The sequence below is a fragment of the Vibrio sp. 03-59-1 genome (genome assembly GCF_013114135.1).
Taxonomy (GTDB): domain Bacteria; phylum Pseudomonadota; class Gammaproteobacteria; order Enterobacterales; family Vibrionaceae; genus Vibrio; species Vibrio cortegadensis.
Genome location: NZ_VTYA01000010.1, coordinates 146,613 through 172,383, shown reverse-complemented (window position 1 = coordinate 172,383; position 25,771 = coordinate 146,613). Strand labels below are relative to the sequence as shown.

Genomic DNA, 25,771 nt, shown 5'->3' with positions numbered 1-25,771 from the left:
TATCTAACCGCTTAGTGCAACGAGTTCTATTGTGACGAAGTGCGATCCCATATGCGGTACTTTTCAAATCACGGAATGCCTCTTCAATTTGCATACGTTTGGCGATCATTTCGGAATTATAATTTATGGGTATGATATAAGTAACTATTACTAGATTGATAATGTTATCATTCGACATTTAGTTGAGAGCTAGTTTAACTTAATTTTAGTCTGTTAAATCTACCTGTATATGAGTAAAGTAATGATTCCTTTCAATAAAGCGCCGGTTACTGGGCTGGAAATTAATTTTATTAAAGAAGCTGTAAACAGTGGTAAGTTAGCTGGAAATGGCGATTTTTCTAGGCGATGTGAAAAATGGTTTGAGGATACAACAGGCAGTTTAAAGACACTGCTGACACCTTCATGTACGCATGCTTTAGAGTTAGCAGCACTTCTTATCGATACGCAGCCTGGCGATGAAATCATCATGCCAAGCTATACCTTTGTTAGTACGGCAAATGCTTTTGTGCTAAGAGGTGCTAAGATTGTTTTTGTTGATATTCGCCCTGACACGATGAATATTGATGAGAATTTGATAGAGGACGCGATCACCTCCCAAACAAAAGCCATTGTGCCAGTTCATTATGCGGGTGTTGCATGTGAGATGGATACGATAATGGCGATTGCTAGTAAGTATTCTCTTTATGTAATAGAAGATGCAGCACAAGGTGTGATGTCAAAGTATAAAGGCAAAGCTTTAGGATCTATTGGTCATATGGCGGCGTTTAGTTTTCATGAAACAAAAAACTACACCAGTGGTGGTGAAGGTGGTTTGTTACTTATTAATGATAAATCTCTTATCTCACGCGCCGAAATTATGCGAGAAAAAGGTACGAACAGAAGTCAATTTTTCAGAGGTATGGTAGACAAATACACTTGGGTTGATATAGGAAGTAGCTTGTTACCAAGTGAGATTCAATCAGCTTACCTTTGGGGGCAATTGCTTGAGGCTGAGAAAATTAACGACAAGAGATTGGACGACTGGCATTTTTATTACAAGGCTCTGAAACCATTGGCCGATAGCGGTAAAGTAGCGTTGCCCATTATTCCTGAGGGTCTGACGCACAACGCACATATGTTCTATCTCAAGCTTAAAGACTTTAAATCTCGAACTGCGTTTATAAAGGAGATGAAAAATCAAAATATTTTGACGCCGTTTCATTACATTCCTTTGCATTCATCTCCAGCAGGGCAAGACTTTGGTGTCTTTCTTGGGAAGGATATATTTACAACAAAAGAAAGTGAAAAATTGGTTCGGTTACCAATGTATTACGGTTTAGGCTCAATAGAAAGAGATGAAATTGTTGCAGCTATCTATAAAAGCTTGGAGTCTTAATGTTTCAACTTAAACATGTCTTTGTTATTTCAGCCAAAGATAACTTTTTTTACTTAAATGCTGACGCTCTCATCAACAAAGCTGGTGTCGATCCAAATAAAATGGCGGTACTCGTTTTTGGCGCAAGTAAAACTGATGTAGACATGATGATTAAGGTTGATGGTGTTACATACGACACCGTCAACGAGCAAAATATAGCCGCACTCATTGAGGCTAAAACAATAACTTTTATGTCGGTCAATGCTCAAAATAGCCAATATATTAATAATGTACTTGAGCTAGATAGCAATATGGTTGATAAAGTGCATATTTTTGTTACCGATGATGAAGTAGAACGTTGGAACCAAAGCTATCAGAAATACGGTGAACTTAAGGTTAGTGTTTCACCAAATATCACTCAGCAGGAAGTAGATGCAATTAATAAATTGCGTTTGTTTATCGGTCATTCTGGGACGTTTATTACTAAAGTAAGAGAGATTTTGAAGCGAGATGATGTGAAGTTCATTGATGCTGGTGTGATCTTCGATACTTTAGCCTGTAATATCATAGCCCCTCTTAATGAAGCGATATTGAAAGGTGATAAGTCGGTAGGAAAAGAGCAAAAAATACTTATTGGAACAAAACAAAAATCATTTGATTTAAGCGAAATTAAATCAATTTTGCTTTCACTTTGCCGATATAAGGCAGGAGAAAGCTATAAAATACTTCTTATGTGGCATAAGAAGCATAGAAAGCAGAGAATACTCCTCGACCTATACATTACATGGCTACGTCATGTGAAGCGGCAAACAATTGATATTTCATATGTCACAGCGTTATCTCCAGTGGCATATACAGCATTGATCTCTTCATGTTCACATATTGTCTTGCAGCGTCGAGGTGGAGCAAGTACCGTCCGTTCTTACCTTAAGTTAGGTAAAGGTGTTCTTTGTGTCCCTGCAGGTTCCGAAAATGAATTTGGATTCGAAGACGCATTAGGTTTAGATGTCATCAGTTTTCATTCGTCTGATGAGTTAGTTTCAGGAATACTTAATTCGAAAATTAATATTCGCTTGAATGCTGAAAAAACTATAGCGGAAGAAAATCGATCAATCAAAATATTAAAACAAATATATCTTTAATAGTTGAATATTTTTCGTAAAGGTGAATGTAGTTAACGGGATACATTACCAATAATTTGTCGTGCAGGCGCGACTTTCGTTTTTATAAATAGGGTGTGACTTTGAAATTTAGGGAAGATATAAATGGCTTGAGGGCTATTGCTGTTATGGGGGTGGTGCTTTTCCACTTTATGCCAAAGCACCTCTCAGGAGGGTTTGCTGGTGTTGATATCTTCTTTGTTATTTCAGGTTTTTTAATGACGGGGATTATATTCAACGGCTTCGAATTAAGTAAGTTTTCAATACTTAAATTTTATCGTTCAAGGCTTAATCGAATAGTTCCAGCATTAGCATTTCTATGTATTGCGATCATGTTTTTGGGTTGGTTTATATTAATACCATCAGACTATAAGGTATTAGGGAAGCATGTAACCAGCAGTATATTATTTTTCTCTAATGTTACGTATTTGAGGGAATCTGGATATTTTGACGCCGCATCACATGATAAATGGCTACTGCATACTTGGTCACTGTCCGTTGAGTGGCAGTTCTATTTAATTTATCCATTAATATTGGTTGCTTTGAAGCGTGTCTTATCAGTTAAAGTAATGAAGAAAGCTGTTTTAGTTTGTACTGCTATTGGGTTTATTGTGAGTGTGATAGTGACTTACAGATGGACTGAATCAGCTTATTACTTGCTTCCAACAAGAATGTGGCAAATGTTGATTGGAGGTGTGGTTTTCTTATATCCAATTACACTGAAGGATAATAATAAAAGATACCTCGAAGGTCTCGGCGTCTTCATGATCTTAGGATCTTATTTTTTCCTCTCAGAGAAACAGCCTTGGCCAGGTTATTGGGCTCTTGTACCTGTATTAGGAACGGTAATTATCATAGTATCGCATCGAGGGAAAAGTACCATTACAGGTAATTACTTTTTTCAAAAGATAGGGGCTTGGTCATACTCTATTTATCTTTGGCATTGGCCTATTGTTGTAGTTATTAATTACTACGCTCTAAGCAGCCTTTATAATTATTTGGGGATTATACTCTCAATCTTAATTGGTTGGGGTAGTTATGCATATATTGAAAGTATTAAATTTAATAGAAACAGGTTTAATGTAAGTGAGTGTAGGAAAAATAAAGTTTGGCACATGGCTCCTCTTCTACTCTTATTAATTGTAGGTACAGGTGGGCGAGTAATATACAAAACAAATGGTGCTGAGTGGCATTATTCACAACGTGTTATTGATGTTGTTGGAGAAAGGAACAATAAAAACCCACGACGAAAAGAGTGCCACGTTGGTACAGGCAAGGTTCCTGAGTGTGTTTATGGGAATGGTGAATTAGGTGCTATCGTGATTGGCGATAGCCATGCACAAAGTATTGTTCGTAGTGTCGAAGCATCACTACCAAATGGCATGAGTGTGTTAGATTGGACAATGAGCGGCTGCAGAACCATTGAAAATATATTTAATACCTTAAATCATGGTTTGGTGGATAAATCTTGTGGTGAGTTTATTTCTTACGCGATTAGTGAGATGACAAAATATCCTGATGTACCCGTCATTATTGATAATCGTTATCTGCCCGTTATCTTAGGCCCAAATGAATCAGAATTACAACATGAAAGAGATATTGTTACTGAATTCATTCCAAGTACAGAAAATTACACCGTTCGAAATGAGGCGTATATTTCCGCTATGAATGAAGCATTCACTCAAACTGTCTGTAAGTTTTCTGAAAATAATCCAGTATTTTTACTGGAGCAAACGCCAGAGCTCAAGCTACATGTGCCTAAGGTGATGGCCAGAGAAATTATGAAAGGGAATGATAACTTTCGAGTTAAAATTTCATTAAAAGAATACCAAGATCGAAACTTGATATTAGAAAGCGTAGTCACAAACCTGCGAGAACAGTGTCATGTGAATTATATTTCGGTAGCTAAGCACTTTTGTGATGATAACTATTGTTATGGAGATATCGATGGCCGGCCAGTTTATTTTGATGATGACCATTTGAGTGAATTTGGAGCTTCAATGTTAATCCCTGACATGCGAAATCAGTTGAAGCCACATCTATAATTAACCTTATAAACTTGGGTTAGTACTTTTGAAGTGTTTTTTTGTCTGTATAATCGTCACTCTTTATTTTTTATTTTATGAGTGATTAATGATTGCAAGTGGATACAGAGATGATATCAGTGGCTTAAGGGCCTTAGCTGTTGTTATCGTCATTCTTTTTCATACAGGGTTTACGTCGGTTTCTGGTGGGTATGTCGGTGTCGATGTATTCTTTGTCCTGTCTGGATTCTTAATTACTTCGATACTGTACAAAGACCTTGTCGCAGGAGAGTTCTCCTACAAGAAGTTCTACCTTCGTCGTGTTAGACGGCTAATTCCGGTACTGCTAGTCGTGCTTGCTTTTACCCTCACGACTTGTTGGTTCTTTCTTTTACCTGAAGATTTTTATCGTACAGTAAATGGAGCCGGGACGGCTTTCCTTTCTGTAAGTAACTTTTATTTCAGCAATATAACGTCAGGGTATTGGGGGGCAAGAAGTCAGCTTGTTCCTCTCATCCATACTTGGTCGCTATCGGTTGAAGAGCAGTTTTACATCATTTGGCCAACTCTTCTTCTGTTGCTGTTTAAAGTGTTTAAAAAACAGCGCCTTTCATCTTTTGTGCTACTGCTGGTCGTTGTATTTCTAGGACTGTCAGAATACCTTGCTCGTTATAGCCCAAACAGTGCTTACTACCTATTACCTGCTCGTTCATACGAACTGCTTATGGGTGCTTGGCTAGCATTAACTCTTCATCGCATCCCCGTTATTAACGCTAAGTTGAATCATTTATTATCAATAATTGCATTGGTTAGCATTGTCGCGATGGCTTTTGTTTTAAGAGAGGGGAGTATCTTTCCTGGGATCAACGCTGCGGTTGTATGCCTTGCGACTGTGATTTTGTTAATTACGGGTAAAGATAAAGACAATCAAGGGATTATCAATAAATTGATGTCTAATAAGGTTATCGCTTATATCGGCTTGATTTCCTATTCATTGTATCTGTGGCATTGGCCGATCAATGTTTTTTGTAACTACCTTTCAATTGAGAAAACTCTACCAATTAAAGCTGCGATATTGACGCTTACCTTTGTCATGTCGGTTCTGAGTTATCATTTTGTTGAGCAAGCTTTTAGATTCAAGTATGTATTTTCACCACGTAAAACCTTTGCCTTATTTCTTGGGGTTCCGTTTGCCTTATTGCTCTCAACCGTTTTAATAACTAAAGAGCATGATGGCTTTCCTGAGCGGTTCTCAGGTGAAGGCAACGATCGCTTATCTGTTTTTATTTCAACTAATTACAATGATTGTACTGCGGCATACTGTGGGCCTGAATATAAGAACAAATTTTCGACCGATTATATAGAATCAGATTTTTTATTGGTGGGAGACTCACACGCGCAATCTATGGAAGGCTTTTTTAATTCATTAGCCAATGATGCAGAAAAGCAAGGGACGCTTGTATATAACGGCGGGACACCTTTCTTAGTGGATGTCGAACGTTATGAAACGAAGCGAGAAGGTTTCACATCGTACTCCGCAAAAAACAAACAAACGCAAGAGATGATAGAGAACTTCAAAGGTGACACCGTTGTCCTGACTGCTCGTTATTCAAAATATGTGGATGAATTTTATGATTCGTGGTTTATGAGAGAGGGGGATACGCCTTCTTATGAGCAATCCTTAGAAAACTTTAAATCTAGCATGATTAGCACTATTGACTATATTTTAAGTCAGGACAAGAGGTTAATCATTGTTGAGGATGTGCCGTATTTTCCTGTCGATAAGTCAAAATGTGAAATTTTGAAATCACGCTTTGAAGGCTCAACGCTTTGTTCAAGTAGTGAAGACCGAGCGGTTATTGAAGACTTTCAGCAGTTTGAAACGGAATTCTTTGCGAAAGTGAAGCCACTCTATCCACAAGTCCTTTTTATCAATACACGAGAATTGCTTTGTGACTCACAACAATGTTACGTCGCAAAAGAAGGGTTAACGTACTACAAAGATAATGGACACTTAAATTATGTCGGTTCAAAAGCTCTTGGACAAAAGTATCTACAGCGTGACAGTAATCCATTAAATTAAGCATTTATCACAAGGGTTAACCTATATTACTGGGTTAATAGCGGTGAAGTGGCGAAACGCTTCGAACATAGAGTAATTTAGTCCCAGCTGAAATCACTTTTAGCTGGGACTTCGCTTTCGCCATTCGTAACCTTGGTTTAAAATCCTACTATTACTAACAAAAGTAGCCATCATATGAATTCAACTCTCTCTCTTATCGGCCGCACCGATGCCCTTTTTACTCAAGATATCTCTAGCCATGAAGCTGAGCTGTCGCGAATTGTGTCTGAATCTCGCTTTCTAGTTCTAGGTGGCGCGGGATCTATAGGTCAGGCTGTGACCAAAGAGATCTTCAAACGTCATCCTCAGAAGCTTCATGTTGTTGATATCAGTGAAAACAATATGGTGGAGTTGGTTCGTGATATTCGCAGCTCATTTGGCTACATTAATGGTGATTTTCAAACCTTTGCATTAGATATTGGTTCTATCGAGTATGACGCATTCATCAAAGCCGATGGGCAGTACGACTACGTATTGAACTTATCTGCTCTTAAACATGTTCGCAGTGAAAAAGATCCGTTTACTTTAATGCGTATGATTGATGTGAATGTGTTTAATACCGATAAAACTATTCAACAATCGATTGATGCGGGAGCTAAGAAATACTTCTGTGTGTCGACAGATAAAGCGGCTAACCCTGTCAACATGATGGGCGCGTCTAAACGTATTATGGAAATGTTCCTAATGCGGAAGAGTGAGCAGATGGCTATCTCAACCGCCCGCTTTGCGAATGTCGCCTTTTCTGATGGCTCTCTTCTGCATGGCTTTAATCAACGCATTCAAAAGAATCAGCCGATTGTGGCGCCAAACGATATCAAACGCTATTTCGTTACCCCTCAAGAATCCGGTGAGCTTTGTTTGATGTCTTGTATCTTTGGCGAAAACCGCGACATCTTCTTCCCTAAACTGAGTGAAGCGCTACACCTAATTTCATTTGCAGACATTGCCGTTAAGTACTTGAAACAAATTGGTTATGAACCACACTTGTGTGAGAGTGAAGATGAGGCGCGTGAACTCGCTAAAACATTACCTGCACAAGGGAAGTGGCCATGTTTGTTTACTTCTAGTGATACAACGGGTGAGAAAGACTTTGAAGAGTTTTTTACTGATAAAGAAACACTAGATATGGGTCGCTTTGATAATCTAGGTATCATCAAAAATGATCCGCTTTATCAGCAAGAACTTCTTGAATTATTTGAACAAAAAATTGGTCAAATGAAGTCAGAACGTCAGTGGACCAAAGAAGAGATTGTGAAATTATTCTTTACCATGATCCCTGATTTCGGGCACAAAGAGACAGGCAAATACCTTGATAGTAAGATGTAATCTAGAGTGCCGAATTTAGTGTGTTAATCGATAAGCTTCAAATAACGTAGAGAGTTGAGTAATGAACAAGACACCACTAGTTGAGTTTGTACGAGATATTTATCAAACCAATGACTTCATTCCACTGCATGCCCCAACGTTTGACGGCAATGAGCAGAAGTATGTTTTAGAAACCATCCAAAGCACTTTTGTATCGAGTGTCGGCAAATTTGTCGATGAGTTTGAGCAGAAAATAGAAGCTTATACGGGTACAAAAAAAGCGGTGGCGACAGTTAATGGGACAGCTGCACTTCATGCCGCGCTTTACATGGCAGGTATTCAAACTGGTGATTTCGTTATTACTCAAGCTCTGACGTTTGTCGCGACGTGTAATGCCTTACACCATATGGGTGCTGAACCGATCTTTGTTGATGTGTCACCAGTGAGTTTAGGGCTTTGTCCTAAAGCCATGGATGAATACTTAACGCAACATGCACAAGTTACAGACACTGGCTGTATTCATAAACAAACTAAGCGCCCAATCCGTGCGGTTGTACCCATGCATACTTTCGGCCACCCTGTTGAGTTAGATGAATTGATTGCCGTTTGTCAGAAGTGGAATATTGTTTTAGTTGAAGACGCTGCTGAAAGTTTAGGTTCTTTTTATAAAGGTAAGCATACAGGTACTTTGGGCGATTTTGGAGCGGTCAGTTTTAATGGTAATAAAATTATTACCACTGGTGGAGGCGGCATGGTGCTATGCAAAACAGTAGAGCTTGGCGCTCGAACCAAGCACGTCACGACAACGGCAAAAGTGCCGCATCCTTATGAGTTTTATCATGATGAAGCGGGATTTAACTATCGCATGCCAAACTTAAACGCAGCTTTGGGTTGCGCTCAAATGGAAGTGCTAGAGCCATATCTAGCACAGAAGCGAGTGTTGGCGGGTCGTTATCAAGCGTTTTTTGCTGAGAGTGATTTCCAATTTGTGGTTGAACCTGAATATGCTCAATCTAACTACTGGTTAAATGCGGTGATTTGTCCATCAGTACAAGCTCGTGATGACATGTTAAAGCAAACAAACGAATCAGGTGTTATGACTCGGCCTATTTGGCAGTTGATGCATCGTTTGCCTATGTTTAAAGATGCGCCTCGTGGTGATTTAACCCAGTCAGAGCAGATTGAAGCGCATTTGATTAATTTGCCGAGCACACCTATAGCTCTGTAGTTGTAAAAAAGATAACAAGAGATAGTCGGTTTATTATGAGCAAGCAAGTCATGAATAAGAAAATAGCCGTTTTTACAGGCACAAGAGCAGAGTACGGTCTGCTCTTTTGGCTTTTAAAAGATATTCAGAATGATCCAGACCTTCAGTTGCAACTTTTGGTTTCAGGCATGCATTTATCTCCAGAATTTGGCGAAACGTATCAGCAAATAGAAGCGGATGGTTTTGTGATTGATGAAAAGATTGAGATCCTTCTTTCATCAGACTCTGCGGTAGGTACGGCTAAAAGTATGGGGCTTGGGGTATTAGGCTTCTCAGATGCTTTAGCACGTTTGAAACCGGATGTATTGGTTATTTTGGGCGACCGCTTTGAAGCGTTAGCCGCCGCGCAAACAGCCATGATCATGCGTATACCCATCGTTCATTTGCATGGTGGCGAGATCACCGAAGGCGCATATGATGATTCGATTCGTCATGCCATCACTAAGCTTAGCTACCTGCATGGCACATCAACGGAAGAGTATCGCCAACGTGTGATACAGCTTGGTGAAGATCCGAATCGAGTACAAAATGTTGGAGCGATTGGGTTAGATCACCTTAAGCGTGCAACATTTATGTCGGTCCCTGAGCTATCCAAGTCATTGGATTTTACTCTCGATAAGCCTTTCTTTTTGGTCACTTACCATCCCGTAACACTAGGTAATGAAGCGCCAGAAGAGAGTTTCCAAGCTTTACTCAATGCGTTAGATGAGTACCCCGATCATCAAGTTATTTTAACCTACCCCAATGCGGATGATGGTGGGCGACGTATCATTCCAATTCTTGAAGAATACGCACGAAATAACCCAGAACGAGTGTTCGCTATCCCTTCTTTAGGGCAGGTTCGTTACCTGAGTTCCGTTATGCACGCTACTGCTGTTATTGGTAATTCATCAAGTGGCATTATTGAAGTTCCAGCGTTTGATGTTCCAACGGTCAATATAGGTTCGAGACAAAAAGGACGCTTAGCCGCTAAGAGTGTTTTGAATGTGGAAGCAGAGCAGTCATCAATATCAGAAGCCATTCAGAACGCGATTTCTCGTGCTTACAAGGATGGTGATGAACATATTCATAATCCATATGGTCAGGGTGATACCAGCGGTCAAGTCATTGAAATGATCAAATCGTTGCAATTCACCCCAAGTAAAGCGTTTTACGATATAACTTTTAACGATGTAGAGTGAGAGAGTCATGACCTTAATTATTGCAGAAGCAGGCGTTAACCATAATGGTGATGAAAATCTCGCCTTTCAACTTGTCGATGCGGCTTATCACGCAGGCGCTGACATTGTTAAATTCCAAACCTTTAAAGCAAAAAATTTAGTAACAGAAGAAGCGGTTCAAGCAGAATACCAAGTGACGAATACTCAAAAGCAAGAATCACAATTAGCGATGTTAAGCCGATTAGAGCTTTCTTATGATGTACACCATCAGTTAGTTAAGCATTGTGAATCGTTAGGTATTGAGTTTCTCTCAACCGCATTTGATTCAGAAAGCCTAGATTTTTTAGTGAATGATTTAGGGTTAACACGCCTTAAAATTCCTTCAGGTGAGATCACAAATGCTCCATTGGTACTAGAACATGCACGTACAGGTTGTGATTTGATTGTGTCGACCGGAATGGCGACGCTATCGGAAGTTGAAGCCGTTTTAGGGGTGATCGCCTTCGGTTATACCGCTGATAAAAACGTGGAGCCAACGGAATTAGCATTTCAACAAGCTTATGCATCTGAGCAAGGTCAAAAAGCTCTGAAGAAAAAAGTGACGATATTGCACTGTACGACAGAATATCCAGCGCCTATGGCTGAAATTAACCTTAAAGCGATGGATACATTAGGCCGTGCATTTGAATTGCCAGCAGGTTATTCCGATCATAGCGAAGGGATTACCATCCCAATAGCGGCAGTGGCTCGTGGTGCGGTATTAATTGAGAAGCACTTTACGCTAGATAAAAACATGGAAGGGCCCGATCATAAAGCCTCACTAGAACCTGCTGAGCTTACGGCTATGGTGACAGCCATTCGTCAAGTCGAAGTGGCATTAGGTGTTGGCGTAAAAAGCCCAACGGTCTCCGAAGTGAAAAATAAAGTGGTGGCGCGTAAAAGTTTAGTGGCAGCGAAAGCCATTCAACAAGGTGAGCTTATTACAGAAGACAACCTCACGATTAAGCGTCCAGGCTCAGGCATGTCACCATATCATTATTGGAACTTATTAAATAAACCTGCAAGCCAAGATTATCAGGCTGGGGATTTAATCTTTGAGTAACTCGACTCTTAAGCCTATTGTCGTCATTGGCGGCGGCGGCCATGCTAGTGTGTTAGTGGATATTTTACGCTCTCAAAAGCGGAAAATATTAGCTATTGTTTGCCCCGATGATATCAGCCAACGCAGTGTGTTTAACGGTATTCAGCACTTGAAGCAAGATGATGACGTATTGCAGTTTTTACCTGATGACGTCATGTTAGTTAATGGCATTGGTATGCTGCCAAAGTCACACTTAAAGCGTAAACTTAATGAGTATTACCTCTCCCATGGCTACCAGTTCGAGACGGTGATTGCAAAGAGTGCACAAGTTTCGTCATTTGCCGTCATTGAACCTGGTGTGCAAGTATTTGCGGGGGCCATCGTCCAAGTCGGCGCATTTGTTGGTGCTCATAGCGTGATTAATAGTGGTGTCATTATTGAGCATGATTGTCATATTGGTCGTTATAATCACATTGCGCCAAGGGCGACGTTATGTGGACAAGTGACAACTCAAGATGATGTATACGTTGGAGCTGGTTCTACCGTTATTCAGAACATTAAGCTAGAGCAAGGTTCAATTGCTGGTGCTGGTGCTATAGTGACAAAAAATATCGCCTCTCAGCAGATTTGTTATCCAAGTCGATCGATAATAAAGGCGTCAAAGTGATCGGTTTGTGTAAAGTGTGTTGTCATTTAAAAGTTAATATAAAAAAACATGAAGGTAAGTCATGAGTCATAGCTGGAAAAATGTATTAATAAAGCCAACCAGTACACTGCGTGATGCATTGGAAATTATTAATAATGAATCACTTAGGGTTGTGCTTGTTGTTGATGAACAGGACAGCTTAAAAGGGGTTGTGACTGATGGTGATATCAGACGTGGTTTGCTTGATAATTTACCGTTAAATGCTGAAGTTCAGCTCGTCATGAACATCTCACCGACAACCGCTGATATAAATACCCCTAAAGATGAGCTTATTGCGGAAATGGAGAGCAAAGGAATTCTGTCTATTCCATTGCTTAATAAGGGTAAAGTCGTTGGCCTTGAAACATTACACGGCGCATTAAGCCGTCCTGTTTATCAAAATCCGGTATTCTTAATGGCTGGTGGTTTTGGTACTCGTTTACGACCATTGACCGATACTTGCCCTAAGCCGATGCTAAAAATTGGTAACAAACCTATTTTAGAAACGGTGATCCGCAGTTTTATTAAGGCTGGTTTTGTAAACTTTTATATTTCAACTCACTATATGCCAGAGCAGATCGAACAACATTTTGGCGATGGCTCCGATTTGGGCGTTAACATCACTTATGTTTACGAAGATTCGCCGCTAGGAACGGGTGGAGCATTAGGCCTTTTACCAAAAGATTTACCGCAAGACCTGCCACTCATCATGATGAATGGTGATGTTTTGACGAAGGTTGATTTTCAACGGTTGCTTGAGTTCCATACAGAAAATCAAGCAGATGCAACCATGTGCGTTCGTGAATATGATTATCAGATCCCTTATGGGGTTATCAATGGCGAAGGCAATAAAATTACCAGCATGGTTGAAAAGCCAATTCAACGATTCTTTGTTAATGCGGGTATTTATGTTGTGTCGCCGAGAGTAATTCAATCCGTTCCCGAGAACCACCATATCGACATGCCAACACTGCTTGAAGAGCATATGGTTGAGCGTGAAAATATTCTCATGTTCCCTATTCATGAATATTGGTTAGATATAGGTCGTATGGATGACTTTAATCGTGCGCAAGCGGATATTCATACGCTAGGGTTGGATTAATGATTATGAATAGCATCATTAATAAAGTTGCTGTAATTGGGTTGGGTAATATAGCCACTCGTCATCGTCGTAATTTGAAGGCTGTATTTCCAGGGGCTGAATTGCTGGTTATGTCGGCAAGTGGACGCATACCGGAAGAAGCCATCAGTGATAGCGACGGAATTGTGGCGAGTGTTGAAGCTTTAATCGAAGCGAAAGTTGAGTTGGTTATTGTTGCGTCGCCGGCCCCTTTTCATGCTCTGCATGCAATCCCATTGATTGAAGCTGATATTCCTACGTTAATAGAGAAGCCAGTAACAACCACGAGTGAAGATGCCGATTCAATTCAAAAAGCGATAGATGAGCATGGTACGCCTGTCGCGGTAGGCTATTGCTTACGTTATCTTCCTTCAGCCAAGGAGCTGAAGAGATTGCTCGATAACAAGGTGATTGGTACCTTGTACAATGCGCATATTGAAATTGGTCAATACCTACCAGACTGGCGTCCAAGTAAAGATTACCGAGATTGTGTGTCGGCCAATAGACATTTAGGTGGTGGGGCTCTCTTTGAACTCAGTCATGAGTTAGATTATGCTCAGTGGCTGCTAGGGCCTCTTCATTTACAGCATGCTTTATTACGTTCCTCTGAAGAGCTTAATTTAGAGGTCGAGGACATGGCGGATATCACCGCATTAACCGATACTGGTGCTGTCGCGACCATTCATTTGGATTTTTTACAGCGCAAAGCGCATAGAAAATGCAGCTTTGTGGGGAGCAACGGGCGAATAGATTGGGACTTGATTCAGAACCAGCTTACTTTGACGACTGCAACAGAAACTCGCGTTCTTTATAGTGAACCTGAGTGGGATAAGAATAAGATGTACGTTGCTATGATAAAAGATTTTGTACAGATGATTGGGCAAAATGGGCATACGTGTACAGAGTTGGCAGAAGCAGTAACGACCGTCCACCTAATTAACGATATTAAGCACAAAGCTTGTAAGCTATAGAGAAATAGAATGAAAAATTTTGCGTTCATTTTTGCTCGAGGAGGCTCTAAAGGTCTCCCTGGAAAAAATATTAAGCCGTTAGCTGGAAAGCCGCTGTTGCAATACTCCATTGATACAGCACTTGCATCGCCATCTATCGACAGAGTGTTTGTTTCGACTGATGACACCGATATTGCAAAGGTGGCGATTGAATCAGGTGCGATATTGATTGAAAGACCAGAGGAGCTCGCCACAGATACAAGCCCTGAGTGGCTATCATGGCGTCATGCCATTGAGTGGGCTAATGAACATTACGGTAAATTTGAGGGCTTTGTTAGCTTACCTGCGACAAGTCCACTTCGTGGCGTTGTGGATGTAGAAGCTGCAATTGAAAAGCGTTGCGACGTCGATGCCGATATCTGTATTTCAGTGACCCCAGCAAGCCGTAGCCCTTTCTTTAATATGGTAAAAGAGACGCAAGATGGCCTTGTGGAGTTGGTGAATAAACCAGACTCAGATGTCACTCGTCGTCAAGATGCACCTGAAGTTTTTGATATCACCACGGTTGTGTATGCAACGACACCAGAGTTTGTATCAAATCATTATGGGTTGTTTTCTGGGAAGGTGACTAGTATTGAAGTACCAAAAGAGCGTGCGGTTGATATTGATGATATTTATGACTTTAAACTAGCTGAAGCGATTGTACAGGAATACCGAGAATGAAGAGTTTATTAAATAATCACAAAGTACTGATTGCTGGTGCAGGCGGTTTACTGGGTGCAAAAGTGGTAAAGCACGCTTTAGAGCAGGGTGCGAACGTCATTGCGGCAGATATTAACCTTGAATTGATGAGTGAAAAACTCATTGCCCAAGATGTAAATATTGGAAGTTCGGAGCTAGAACTTGTGAAGCTGGATGTAACCAGTGAATCTGATATGAAAGCGTTCTTTGCTTGCCGGAATGATATTACTGGTGCCGTTAATAGTACTTACCCGCGCAACAAAACTTATGGTGCACACTTTTTTGATGTGTCATTAGATAGCTTTAACGAAAATTTATCATTGCATTTAGGCAGCGCGTTTCTATTTACTCAGCAATGTGCCGCTTATTTTAAGAATAATCAAACACCATTCTCACTGGTTAACATTTCTTCAATTTATGGGGTGGTTGCACCTAAGTTTGATATTTACGACAATACACCAATGACTATGCCTGTTGAATATGCGGCAATTAAGTCCGCTATTTTGCACCTAAACAAATACGCATCGGCCTATGTTAACGACAGCCGATTCAGAATTAACTGTGTGAGCCCTGGTGGTATTTTTGATCATCAGCCTGATGCTTTTTTAGAAGCATACAAGAGTAATACTCACGGTGCAGGTATGCTGGACGTCGAAGAAATCATTGGTTCAGTACTCTTTTTACTTTCAGAGCAATCTAAGTTCGTCACTGGACAGAACATAATCGTCGATGATGGCTTTAGCCTGTAACGAAAACATTCAAAGTGAATAAAATGAAAATAGCAATAATTGACTATGATATGGGCAATGTTCGCTCTATTGAAAATGCGATCAACCATGTCGGAAACTACGAGATTCAAGTCACCAATGATCCCGTTATCATTGAAGCGTCAAATTGTATTATTTTACCCGGTGTTGGCGCTTTTCCTGATGCTATGAAAAAGCTGCATGAAAAACAACTGGTGGATGTACTAACCCATGAAGTGATGACTAAGAAAAAACCAGTTCTCGGTATATGTCTTGGTATGCAGTTGTTATTTGAATCATCGGAAGAGATTCAAATAACAACAGGACTTGGTTGGATCCCTGGTAAAGTGGAATACATGAAACCGGGCCAAGGACTGCGTGTACCTCATGTGGGTTGGAACTCATTGATTTTACAAAAAGATCAGAGTGTATTTGACTACCTTCATGATGATAAAGACTTTTATTTTGTACATAGTCTGTGGGTTAATTGCTCGGCAGAATATAAGCTAGCAACTTTTGACTATGGCATCGAAATGACAGCGTCAGTGCAGAAAGAGAATGTGGTTGGGATGCAGTTCCATCCAGAGAAAAGTCAGAAGAATGGCTTGGCAGCAATGAAGAGCTTTTTAGATTGGGCTCAAATTCAATCAACAGGTGGCAGTGATGCTTAAAACTCGATTAATTCCATGCATAATTACAAAAGGTGAGCTTGTTGTTCAGAGCTTCGGTTTTAAAAAATACTTGCCGATTGGTAATGTAAAAACGGCGATTGATTTTTTTGTAAACTGGGATGTTGATGAAATTGTCGTTAATGATATTGATGCAACAAAAGATGGACGAGAGCCAAACCTAGAGTTGGTGAGCTGGGCGGCAAGAGAGTGTTTTGTTCCTTTAACTGTCGGTGGTGGTATTAAGAGCATCGATCATATCCGTCAGCTTTTAAAAGCCGGTGCGGACAAAATTGCTATCAACTCATTAGCGATTGAAACGCCAAGCTTTATTACTGAATCATCGTCTCTTTTTGGTAGCCAATGCATTACCGTCTCTATTGATGCAATTGAACAAGATGATGGTTATAAAGTTTATGATTATCAACAAGGTATAGCATTAGATTTAGATGTTGTTGAGTGGGCTAAAAAAGTGGAATCTCTTGGCGCAGGCGAAATTTTACTGAACTCTGTCGACAGAGATGGTAGCCGAGAAGGATATGACACCCAGTTACTTCGCAGTGTTAGCGATAATGTTTCTATTCCAGTGATAGCTCTTGGTGGTATTGGTCGTTTTGATCAGCTTGCCGACGGTGCTATTGAAGGTGGATGTCAAGCGTTGGCTGCAGCAAACATCTTCCAACATATGGAACACAGTACTATTGCGGCTAAAGCCCAGATGAGAAGTGCAAATTTGAACGTGAGATTAAGCTCAGAAGTGAAATATGAAAACTTTGAGTTGGATTTCCTTGGTCGCCCCTACTAAGTGTATAAATTATGAAATATTGTAAACGTTGTTTGTATCCAGAAAACCACGCGCTTAATTTAATACTCGATAATGATGGAGTATGTAGTGGTTGCCGTGTGCACGAAGAAAAATACCAAATTGATTGGCAGAAGAAAGAGCAAGAGCTAGAGCAATTATTGGCTCACTATAAGGTCAGAACTGGTTCTCACTACGATTGTGTGATCCCTGTGACTGGAGTGGGAGATGATTTCTTCATTGTTGATTTGATTAAGAATAAATACGGCCTAAACCCGTTGCTTGTTACCTATAACACTCACTTCTCAACCAAAGTCGGTATTAGAAACCTCGCTCGTCTTATTACTGAACTTGATTGTGATCATATGACATCAACAGTGGGCCCGGATACAGTCAAAGAGATTACCCGTTTAACGTTAGAAAATATGGGTGACATGTATTGGCATGTACTGGCAGGCAGTCAGACATTCCCAGTTCAAGTCGCGACAAAACTGGATATCCCACTGATTATTTGGGGTGTTAATGGTTGGCTAGATCAAGTGGGAATGTTCAGCCATCACGACAGAGTGGAAATGACCAAAAAGGTTCGCAAAGAACATGCTCTACGTGGAGTGGATGCAGAGCACCTTATTGGCGGCAGCCAAAAGGTTTCGGTAAAAGATCTACAAGCATTTACATATCCTTCAGATGAGCAGTTAGAAAAATCGAGAGTGCGTGGATTATATGTAGGTAACTATGTTCAATGGGATTCGCAGCAACAAATTGAAAATATGATTGAGCGTTACGGTTATGAAACGCATGAACAAGAACGCACGTACAACCGTTATGAATCTATCGCTTGTGCCAATAATGCCAGTGTTCATGACTACATTAAATATTTGAAATTTGGTTATGCCAAAGTGAACGACCATGTAGCCAGAGATATTCGCTTAAAGCGTATTTCTCGTGAACAAGGTTTAGCATTAATTCGCCAATACTTACCAATAAAACCAAAGGCACTGGGCCGCTTCTTAGAGTGGGCGGAGCTAACAGAAGATGAATTTTATCAGTACATTGATAAATTCCGCGATTCTAAAGTGTGGGAAAAAGACGACGCAGGTGAGTGGGTACTAAAAGAGTCTGTCTTAGATCTTCAACTTTCAGAAAACGAGCAAGAGCTTGCCGTTGAAGATCCTCGCGAGTACAAGCAGACAGATCTACTGGAATCTCAATCTTTCGATGATGAGTATATTTTACTAGGCCGTACTTACATTGATGAAGAAAACTTTAAGGCGAAAGAAGGGTAAATTATGAAATTTTGTTCAAATTGTGTAATGCCTGATACGAAGCCTGGTATTGTTCTCGATGATCGTGGTTTTTGTAATGCTTGTCGTACGAAAGAGATCAAAGAAACTATCGATTGGACTGCGCGTCGAAAAGAGCTTGATTCCATCGTGGATGATATCAAGGCTCAAAACAACCCATTTTATGACTGTATTGTTGCAGTGAGTGGGGGGAAAGATAGTTGGTATCAAGCAGCGGTATTGGCTGAAGAGTATGGCCTGAAAGTGCTTTGTGTGACATTAGCGGCTCACGTACCAACTACAGAAGGTATTGATAACCTTAACGAAATGATTAAAGACTTAAATGTCGATCATATGAAAATTACCATTAAACCAAGTGTTTTTCGTAAGATCAGACAGAAATGTTTCCTTCGTCAAGGTGAGCCTAACTGGGCAGAGCACTGTGCTATGTTTTCAAGTGTTGTGAATACCGCTCTAATTTATGACGTACCGTTGGTGGTTTGGGGTGAAGATATCGCCTTTGAGTTTGGTGGTTTGCAGCGTGCAGAGAGTAAGCCTTCTGCTCTAGCGATCAACAAAAGTGACCTCATCAAAGAGAAGACTATCCATGACTGGCTTGATGATGATATTTCTGAAAGAGATATCTTCTTCTACAAATACCCTGATTATCAGAAGTTGCAAGATGCTGGCGTGAAGAGCATTTACCTTGGTCACTTCTTACGTTGGTACGGTAGACAAAACTATGAGTTTGTCAAAGAGCGTGGTTTTGTTGGGCGTAGGGCTGGCCCACTCCCAGGAAACTTCCTAGATTACGATAATATTGATGAAAAGTTGTGTGAAATTAATATTTGGTTCAAGTACCTAAAGTTTGGTTTTTGGCGTGCGACAGACCAAACTTGTTATGATATCTGGAACGATAGAATGACAAGAGATGAAGCTGTTGATATCGTCAATCGTTTGCAAGGTGAGTTCCCTGGTAACGATCTAAATCATTTCCTACGCTTTCACGATATAACAGAAGAGCAATTCTGGGAAACTGTAGAGAAGTTCCGCAACCATGATCTTTGGGAAAAAGTGGATGGTGAGTGGAAGCTTAAATACCAATTAGATAAAATTCCGCTGAAAGGAAAGGAGTGATGCAAAAGCTCTACAGCAAATTTAAATTCTGGCTAGAAGCTCCAAGAATTGGACCTGATATCCCTCTGACGCATTGGATGCTCCACTCTAAGCGTTTAGGAAATTTCTTGTGCCGTCGGAAATTTAAAGCAATGGGAGAAGGGGCTTCTGTTCGTGCTGGTGTTTATGCGGTTGCCACAGATAAAATTACGCTAGGTAATAACGTTACAATTAGGCCTGGCAGTATGTTACATGCAGATCCTGAGCCCGACGGTGCAGAGATTATTATTGAAGATGATGTGCTTATTGGATCTTCAGTACATATTTATCTTGATACTCATGCCTATGATGACATCAGTAAACCTATTTTTGCTCAAGGTTTTTATCCTGCCAAATCCGTTAAGTTAAAAGCGGGTTGTTGGATCGGTGCAAATGTGGTGATTTTACCTGGTGTTACCATTGGTCAAAATAGTGTGATTGGTGCGGGATCTGTCGTAACTAAATCAGTACCAGATTATTGTGTTGCAGTAGGTAACCCCGCTAGGGTGATTAAACACCTAGATGAGAGCTAGCGTACCCACGATAAGATAGTATTAAAAAGCCTACATAATGTAGGCTTTTTACTTTTAATTAAGATTCAAATTGTTTCATTAAATACTGATTAAATGAATCAGATAATGTACCGGCTAAGTCTTCATTTTTAAGTACTTGGAGAGGGATTTCACTGTATATAATCGATAAAGTATAGAGAGCCGTAGATGAGTAGCCGTAGAGTTTGGATAATTTAATCTTTTCTTTACCAATTTCTCTTTCGATTGGAGATGAAGAGTTATGTATGGTGACACCTTCAAGCTCTGAAACTGCTTTGAAAATATCATCTTGCTCCATTCTATGCGGAAAATAAATCATTCTTTTTCCGGACTCTTGGATAACTGATTTTATGGTACTTAAATATCCTTCAGGCTGAATCCCTTCTTTATACACACCAACATTCGCCTCTCCAATAAAACCAATCGGACCGTTAGGGTCAAAACATGCTTTACTGTCTAGTGTTGATCTCAAGTCAGACATTGTATTTTTGTGTAACTTGATATTATCTTCTGGCAACTTAAAAACGGTAAACATTTCAAAGTTAGGGAGCCTACCGACTGAACTCGGCGGTGCTATGCCTTGAATTCGTAGTAGGAAATCATTCAGAAGACGTTTTCGTGTGTAAGATTTTTGGGGGCGGATCTCTTCTTCGTATTCAACTAAGGTTGCGAGTCCATCATCCAGATAAATAATTTTGTCGGCCAAGACATTTTGTATAAATACATTACTTCTCCAACCGTGATATTCGCTTAAGAAAAGGTGATCAATATGCGAGTGGTGCTTTTTGATCTTATTAATCACTTTCGGGACATGAAAAGTTCGATTGCTACGAGGAATGCGAATAATTTTATCCCAAACACTCTCATCGAGAATCTCTTCCATGTTTTTCTTTCCTCGTTCAGCAACCTGCTCAACGAGAACTAATAGATTATTGGTGGTGCCAAAGTGTACTCTTGCTTCATTGGCACAAATGTACTGGAAGGGAGAGGTAATGACGAAAACATTCATATGCTTACGAACCTTGATTATCAGATAATTGTATTGAGTTAGATATGGAGCCTTGATTGTGTTTAACAACCTTTAAAGCCTGATTGCGCATAGACTTACCAGTCGCTGGCTCATTGAATATTTCGAGTAGTCGAGCTTGAATTGATGACTTTGAACAAATCACAATACCATGTGTGTCATGCAATGCTTCAACAATCTCTTTAAAATTAAAATAACTCGGTCCAGTAATGATAGGGATACCCAAAGCCGCAGGCTCTAACACATTATGTCCGCCGACTTTATCGCCGAGTAAACTACCGCCCATAAAACAGACATCTGCTGCGCCCATCAGTACCAGCATTTCACCCATAGTATCACCCAGATAGACTTGGGTTTCTGTTGATAGGGTTTTAGTTGCTAGGTCTTTAATTGCCGAAGCTTCGGTTGATGAGGTTCCAGCGGCTGAGGTTCCAAAGGTGATGGCTTTATCCGAGGTGCGCCTCGTGCTTGTAAACTTCAAACTCTTACATAGCTCAAAAACTTCATCAAAACGTTCAGGGTGACGTGGGACAAGGATCAGCAACGCATTAGGATGCTGCTTTAATACTTCTGCATGAGCAGCAAGTACTTGCTCGTCTTCCCCTTTATGCGTACTAGCCGCAATCCATATCGGACGGTCAACGCCTAACTGTTCTCGTAGAGCTTTACTTTGTTCAATGGTTTGATCAGAGATAGTGATATCGAATTTTATCGAACCTGTGGTTACTAGCTTCTTTTTACTAACACCAAGCTGAGCAAAGCGTTCCCTATCGGAATCAAATTGGCATAGCACTTTCGTCAAACATTTTTCAATTTGATTAAATAGCGGTTGAACCTTGGCGTAGTTCAGGAAAGATTTTTCAGATAGACGCGCATTCACCACATAGATAGGAATGCTCGCTTGGTTTACAACATTAACCGTATTTGGCCACAATTCGGTTTCAATGATAAGCATTTTACTTGGCTGAATCGCTTTCAAGAATCCTTTTACAGCAAAAGTAAAATCCAGTGGCATGTATCGGTGTTCAATCATTGTGTGAGCACTTGCTAACTTGGCTATTTGCTCAGCACCCGTGCTTGTTGTTGTTGTCACAATAATCGGTTGCTGCGGGTTTTGCTCTAGCATTTTTTTGATCAGTGGCGTGGCGGCAATGCTTTCCCCTACCGACACAGCATGAACCCAAACAGGTTTGATATTACGGTTTTCGGCTGCATTGATAAGCGGAGGCGTGATGCCAAAATGCTCTTTCCAACGAGAACCAAACTTAGGCTTATTGGGTTTCGACTTATATAGCCCAAACAATAATAGGGGGGAAGCCAAGCTAAGCAGTAGTGTATAGAGCAAGCGAACAATCATGCGTCACTCGCTTGGTTTGATTGATCTTCAGCTAAAACTTTGAGCGATTGACGCTCTAAGCACTCTAAAACTTGCGTAGGGTACAACTCTTTCATGCATTTAGAATGACCAAGTGGGCATTCACGTTTTTTACACGGAGAGCACTCAATACCAGTGTAAAGAATATCGCCCGTATGGGTTAATGGCGGCGCATAATCTGGAGAGGTTGGACCGTAAACGCCGACCACATAGCAACCGACTGCCGATGCCACGTGCATCAACCCGGAGTCATTACTCACCACGCTTTCACATGCAGCCAGTAGATCAACCGCTTCAATTAACGACGTTTTTCCCGCCAAAATATGAATGTTGGAGTGAAGCTCTGGTGGAATGCGACTGACAATGTTTTCACAAACGGGTAAGTCGTTTTGAGATCCAAATATCCATACTTGGTATCCCTTCTCACACATTGTTTCAGCGACGGTAGCATAGTGCTCTTGTGACCACATTTTTGCAGTACCAAACGCCGCGCCAGGGCTTAAACCGATGGCCTTTTGGCTACGATTAAGCTGATGCTTTTCTAAAGCGACACTTTGTGCGATTTTATCAATATGTAGGCTAGGGTAGGGTTGTTTGTCTAATCCGCCAAGCGAACTCGAATCGATCATGTTCACTTTTGGATAGCCAAGAGCAATGTATCGTTCAACCATATATTGGAACGATTTTTTGTTCGGGCGAATATCGTTCAACAAACCGTAACGCATTTCACCTGTCCACCCAATACGAGTTGGAATGCCTGCAAACCAAGGGATCAGTGCTGACTTGGCTGAATTTGGCAGGATATAAGCGTGTGTGTAATGCTCATTTTTCAGCTGTTTTCCTAAGCCACGACGACCAAAGAAATTAAACTCACCATGACCAAGGGGCATTTCAATGGCTTGATTGACCTCCGGCATACGTTCTAGGATTGGTTTGCACCACGCCGGAGCCAAGACATCAATCAAAGCGTCTGGTTCTTGCTGTTTGAGAGTCATGTAAAGTGATTGCGACATCACCATATCACCGATCCAAGATGGACCAATAATGAGAATTTTTTTTGCAGACATCACTTCGTCTCTCTATTCATTATCTTTTTGTGACGCATTTACTTGCTCCGCATAGCGTGTTCGCATTTCTCGGTAGAAATGACGTCCATCGGTCTGTGTGCGTAAAAATCGTAGCGTCCACATATAGTGTTCAGGTTGCTTTCCGACAAAACTCTCAATCGCTTGATTCATCTCTCGCGCGTTTTCTGCATCACTGCCATTCTGCGCTATCGGAGGAAGGAACTCTATCACGTAACGGCCAGTCTCTGGATCTATGGAAGCGAAAGTAGGAATGACGGTCGCTTTAGATAGCTTTGCAACCTTTGCTAAACCAGGAAATGTGGCTTTGGTGGTGGCAAAAAAATCAACGAACTCACTTACCTCTTCACCATGGTCTTGATCGGGTGAGTAATAGCCAAAGTAGTTACCTTTAATTGCTTTGACATAAGGTTTTATGCCGGCCGAACGCTCATAAACTCTGCCACCATATTGCACTCGTTGTCGGTGCATTAGCCAATCGGATATCAGATTTTTCTGCTGCTTGATCATGGCAACTAAAGGGATACCTTGCGAAGCCAATACCACGGCTGGCACATCAATTGCCCAAGAGTGTGGAACGAAAAGAACAAACTTTTCCTCTCGTTCTATGCATTGATCCATATGGTGTCTGTTGATCATGTCAGTATTAGCTTGTAGCCACTTTGCTGAACGTGATGAAAGCAAACTGAACCGCATCATCACGATACCAGCAGAGTACAAGCTCTTATACACTAATGTCTCTCGAGCGGTATTATCGAGCTGAGGAAAACAGTGTAAGAGGTTAGCTCTGATATTATTAACGGCATTGCGATTGGACTTGATCATATGTGACGCAATCAAATGTGCTAACCATTTATGTACTTTGAGTGGCAATAGGGCAAATGGCACGGCGAGTACAACGGCTAACCAGGTTCCCCAGTATTTAGGCGCAAGAAATCGCCACTCAAAAGTGGGGTTATAGGCTTTAGGATCAAAATCGTTTTGGTTTTTATTCATAATTTTTCTAGAGTGATACTTCGCTAAATACCAGAGTGTCTTTCTACCCCATTACTTATTAATCATTGGCATGTATTCAGCGATACCTTCCGCTACGGATTTAAATTGATGCTGACACCCTGCCGCTCGTAATTTGGTTAAGTCAGCCTGAGCGAATTCAGGGTAAGTCTCTTTCAACAACGCTGGATCGTCAATTGCCTCAATCTCACTTTTCCCATGAGACTGAACAACAGCTTTAGTCATATCACCTAAAGACTCAGCTTGGCCTGTTCCGACATTGTAAATACCAGAGATACCATTTTGTAAAAACCAAAGATTTACCGCGACAACATCGCTCACGTGTACGAAGTCACGTTTAAAGTGTTCACTGCCAGCTACAATAGTCGGTACTTTTCCTGCACTAAGTTGTTGGTTCAGTTGGAATGGGAGCGAAGCCAGCTCACCTTTATGTTGTTCGCGTGGGCCGTAAACACTGAAATAACGCAGAGCGGTAATTTGAGAAAGCGTTTCACCGTGCGCTTCTGCATCTTCCCATAAGCGGCGAACATAGTTGTCAAACTGCTGTTTAGAATAACCGTAAACGTTTAGTGCACTTTCAAATTGCTTCTCTTCAATGAAGTTGTCGCTGCGGTCACCATAAATTGCCGCTGATGAAGCGTAAAGTAATGGGATTTGACGCTCTAAACAGTAGTGAAGTAGCTCTTTTGAATACTCATAGTTGTTGAGCATCATGAATTTGCCATCCGACTCAGTTGTCGAAGAGCAAGCTCCTTGGTGGAAAACCGCTTCAATTGGGCCAAACTCTTCACCAGACATTAGCTGAACTAGGAAGTCATCACGATCCATATAATCGGTGATATCGAGATCGACGAGGTTTTCAAATTTCTTACCATTTTTTAGATTATCGACAACCAGAATGTCGTTAATGCCAGATTCGTTCAATGCTTTAACAATGTTGCTGCCAATCATGCCAGCGCCACCAGTTACGATAATCATAAATATTCCACCAAAGATAAAAAATACCTAAGAATTTTAGCAGAGAAGAGAAATGGTTACGAGTATGTCATGTGGGTTGAGTTTTAAGTGCTTGTGTGGATACCGGTTCAAACAAAAA

The 25,771-nt window shown here is 40.8% G+C and carries 23 protein-coding genes; 18 read left to right on the top strand and 5 right to left on the bottom strand.

Translation table 11 applies throughout. The annotated features are described in order from the left end of the window. Nucleotides 1-241: 241 nt before the first annotated feature. The 18 genes from rffA to F0249_RS12185 all read left to right on the top strand — a co-directional run bounded on the left by rffA (nucleotide 242) and on the right by F0249_RS12185 (nucleotide 20,156). Nucleotides 242-1,375: a dTDP-4-amino-4,6-dideoxygalactose transaminase gene (gene rffA / locus F0249_RS12270; RefSeq protein ID WP_171756873.1), complete on the top strand. Its 1,134-nt coding sequence runs from the start codon at nucleotides 242-244 to the stop codon at nucleotides 1,373-1,375. Beyond that, a complete protein-coding gene (locus F0249_RS12265; protein WP_171756872.1) occupies nucleotides 1,375-2,496 on the top strand; it encodes a hypothetical protein in 1,122 nt (373 codons plus the stop codon). Before rffA ends, F0249_RS12265 begins: the two co-directional genes overlap by 1 nt. A 101-nt stretch (nucleotides 2,497-2,597) precedes the next feature. Further along, the gene (locus F0249_RS12260) at nucleotides 2,598-4,559 is read left to right on the top strand and encodes an acyltransferase family protein (RefSeq protein ID WP_171756871.1); all 1,962 of its coding nucleotides are present in this window, start codon (nucleotides 2,598-2,600) and stop codon (nucleotides 4,557-4,559) included. Between the two features lie 88 nt (nucleotides 4,560-4,647). Next, nucleotides 4,648-6,621: an acyltransferase family protein gene (locus F0249_RS12255; protein WP_171756870.1), complete on the top strand. Its 1,974-nt coding sequence runs from the start codon at nucleotides 4,648-4,650 to the stop codon at nucleotides 6,619-6,621. Between the two features lie 174 nt (nucleotides 6,622-6,795). Further along, nucleotides 6,796-7,986 (top strand): UDP-N-acetylglucosamine 4,6-dehydratase, encoded by a 1,191-nt coding sequence (locus F0249_RS12250; RefSeq protein ID WP_171756869.1) that lies wholly within the window; start codon nucleotides 6,796-6,798, stop codon nucleotides 7,984-7,986. A gap of 61 nt (nucleotides 7,987-8,047) precedes the next feature. Next, a complete protein-coding gene (locus tag F0249_RS12245; protein ID WP_171756868.1) occupies nucleotides 8,048-9,193 on the top strand; it encodes a LegC family aminotransferase in 1,146 nt (381 codons plus the stop codon). Nucleotides 9,194-9,228: 35 nt separating this feature from the next. Beyond that, nucleotides 9,229-10,413 (top strand): UDP-N-acetylglucosamine 2-epimerase, encoded by a 1,185-nt coding sequence (neuC, locus tag F0249_RS12240; protein WP_171756867.1) that lies wholly within the window; start codon nucleotides 9,229-9,231, stop codon nucleotides 10,411-10,413. 7 nt (nucleotides 10,414-10,420) lie between these two features. Further along, nucleotides 10,421-11,494 (top strand): N-acetylneuraminate synthase, encoded by a 1,074-nt coding sequence (neuB, locus tag F0249_RS12235; protein WP_171756866.1) that lies wholly within the window; start codon nucleotides 10,421-10,423, stop codon nucleotides 11,492-11,494. After that, nucleotides 11,487-12,140: an acetyltransferase gene (locus F0249_RS12230; RefSeq protein ID WP_171756865.1), complete on the top strand. Its 654-nt coding sequence runs from the start codon at nucleotides 11,487-11,489 to the stop codon at nucleotides 12,138-12,140. Before neuB ends, F0249_RS12230 begins: the two co-directional genes overlap by 8 nt. 61 nt (nucleotides 12,141-12,201) lie before the next feature. Further along, entirely contained in the window at nucleotides 12,202-13,260 is a 1,059-nt protein-coding gene (locus F0249_RS12225; RefSeq protein ID WP_171756864.1) for a nucleotidyltransferase family protein, read from the top strand. Between the two features lie 5 nt (nucleotides 13,261-13,265). Then, nucleotides 13,266-14,249 (top strand): Gfo/Idh/MocA family protein, encoded by a 984-nt coding sequence (locus F0249_RS12220; RefSeq protein WP_253825315.1) that lies wholly within the window; start codon nucleotides 13,266-13,268, stop codon nucleotides 14,247-14,249. A gap of 9 nt (nucleotides 14,250-14,258) precedes the next feature. Beyond that, the gene (locus tag F0249_RS12215) at nucleotides 14,259-14,951 is read left to right on the top strand and encodes an acylneuraminate cytidylyltransferase family protein (RefSeq protein WP_171756863.1); all 693 of its coding nucleotides are present in this window, start codon (nucleotides 14,259-14,261) and stop codon (nucleotides 14,949-14,951) included. Further along, nucleotides 14,948-15,718 carry an oxidoreductase gene (locus tag F0249_RS12210; protein ID WP_171756862.1) on the top strand — a complete coding sequence of 257 codons (771 nt, stop codon included), beginning with the start codon at nucleotides 14,948-14,950 and terminating at the stop codon, nucleotides 15,716-15,718. The genes F0249_RS12215 and F0249_RS12210 overlap by 4 nt, the downstream gene beginning before the upstream one ends. Before the next feature lie 23 nt (nucleotides 15,719-15,741). Next, on the top strand, nucleotides 15,742-16,386 hold the full coding sequence (gene hisH, locus F0249_RS12205) for an imidazole glycerol phosphate synthase subunit HisH (RefSeq protein WP_171756861.1): 645 nt from the start codon (nucleotides 15,742-15,744) through the stop codon (nucleotides 16,384-16,386). Then, on the top strand, nucleotides 16,379-17,188 hold the full coding sequence (locus tag F0249_RS12200; RefSeq protein ID WP_171756860.1) for a HisA/HisF-related TIM barrel protein: 810 nt from the start codon (nucleotides 16,379-16,381) through the stop codon (nucleotides 17,186-17,188). The genes hisH and F0249_RS12200 overlap by 8 nt, the downstream gene beginning before the upstream one ends. A gap of 11 nt (nucleotides 17,189-17,199) precedes the next feature. Then, on the top strand, nucleotides 17,200-18,471 hold the full coding sequence (locus tag F0249_RS12195) for an N-acetyl sugar amidotransferase (RefSeq protein ID WP_171756859.1): 1,272 nt from the start codon (nucleotides 17,200-17,202) through the stop codon (nucleotides 18,469-18,471). A gap of 3 nt (nucleotides 18,472-18,474) precedes the next feature. Then, nucleotides 18,475-19,605 carry an N-acetyl sugar amidotransferase gene (locus F0249_RS12190; RefSeq protein ID WP_171756858.1) on the top strand — a complete coding sequence of 377 codons (1,131 nt, stop codon included), beginning with the start codon at nucleotides 18,475-18,477 and terminating at the stop codon, nucleotides 19,603-19,605. Next, entirely contained in the window at nucleotides 19,605-20,156 is a 552-nt protein-coding gene (locus F0249_RS12185) for a DapH/DapD/GlmU-related protein (protein WP_171756857.1), read from the top strand. Before F0249_RS12190 ends, F0249_RS12185 begins: the two co-directional genes overlap by 1 nt. 58 nt (nucleotides 20,157-20,214) lie before the next feature. Here F0249_RS12185 and F0249_RS12180 read toward each other — a convergent pair whose 3' ends face one another. Genes F0249_RS12180 through rfaD form a run of 5 tightly spaced genes read right to left on the bottom strand, consistent with a single transcriptional unit; the run spans nucleotide 20,215 to nucleotide 25,653 of the window. Then, on the bottom strand, nucleotides 20,215-21,183 hold the full coding sequence (locus F0249_RS12180; protein WP_171756856.1) for a glycosyltransferase 52 family protein: 969 nt from the start codon (nucleotides 21,181-21,183) through the stop codon (nucleotides 20,215-20,217). Between the two features lie 4 nt (nucleotides 21,184-21,187). After that, nucleotides 21,188-22,558: a 3-deoxy-D-manno-octulosonic acid transferase gene (locus F0249_RS12175; protein WP_171756855.1), complete on the bottom strand. Its 1,371-nt coding sequence runs from the start codon at nucleotides 22,556-22,558 to the stop codon at nucleotides 21,188-21,190. Next, nucleotides 22,555-23,643, bottom strand: a complete 1,089-nt coding sequence (gene waaF, locus F0249_RS12170) for a lipopolysaccharide heptosyltransferase II (protein ID WP_171756854.1) — start codon at nucleotides 23,641-23,643, stop codon at nucleotides 22,555-22,557. The genes F0249_RS12175 and waaF overlap by 4 nt, the downstream gene beginning before the upstream one ends. A 12-nt stretch (nucleotides 23,644-23,655) precedes the next feature. Next, nucleotides 23,656-24,657: a lipid A biosynthesis (KDO)2-(lauroyl)-lipid IVA acyltransferase gene (locus F0249_RS12165; protein WP_171756853.1), complete on the bottom strand. Its 1,002-nt coding sequence runs from the start codon at nucleotides 24,655-24,657 to the stop codon at nucleotides 23,656-23,658. 51 nt (nucleotides 24,658-24,708) lie between these two features. Then, entirely contained in the window at nucleotides 24,709-25,653 is a 945-nt protein-coding gene (gene rfaD, locus F0249_RS12160) for an ADP-glyceromanno-heptose 6-epimerase (protein ID WP_171756852.1), read from the bottom strand. Nucleotides 25,654-25,771: the final 118 nt, after the last annotated feature.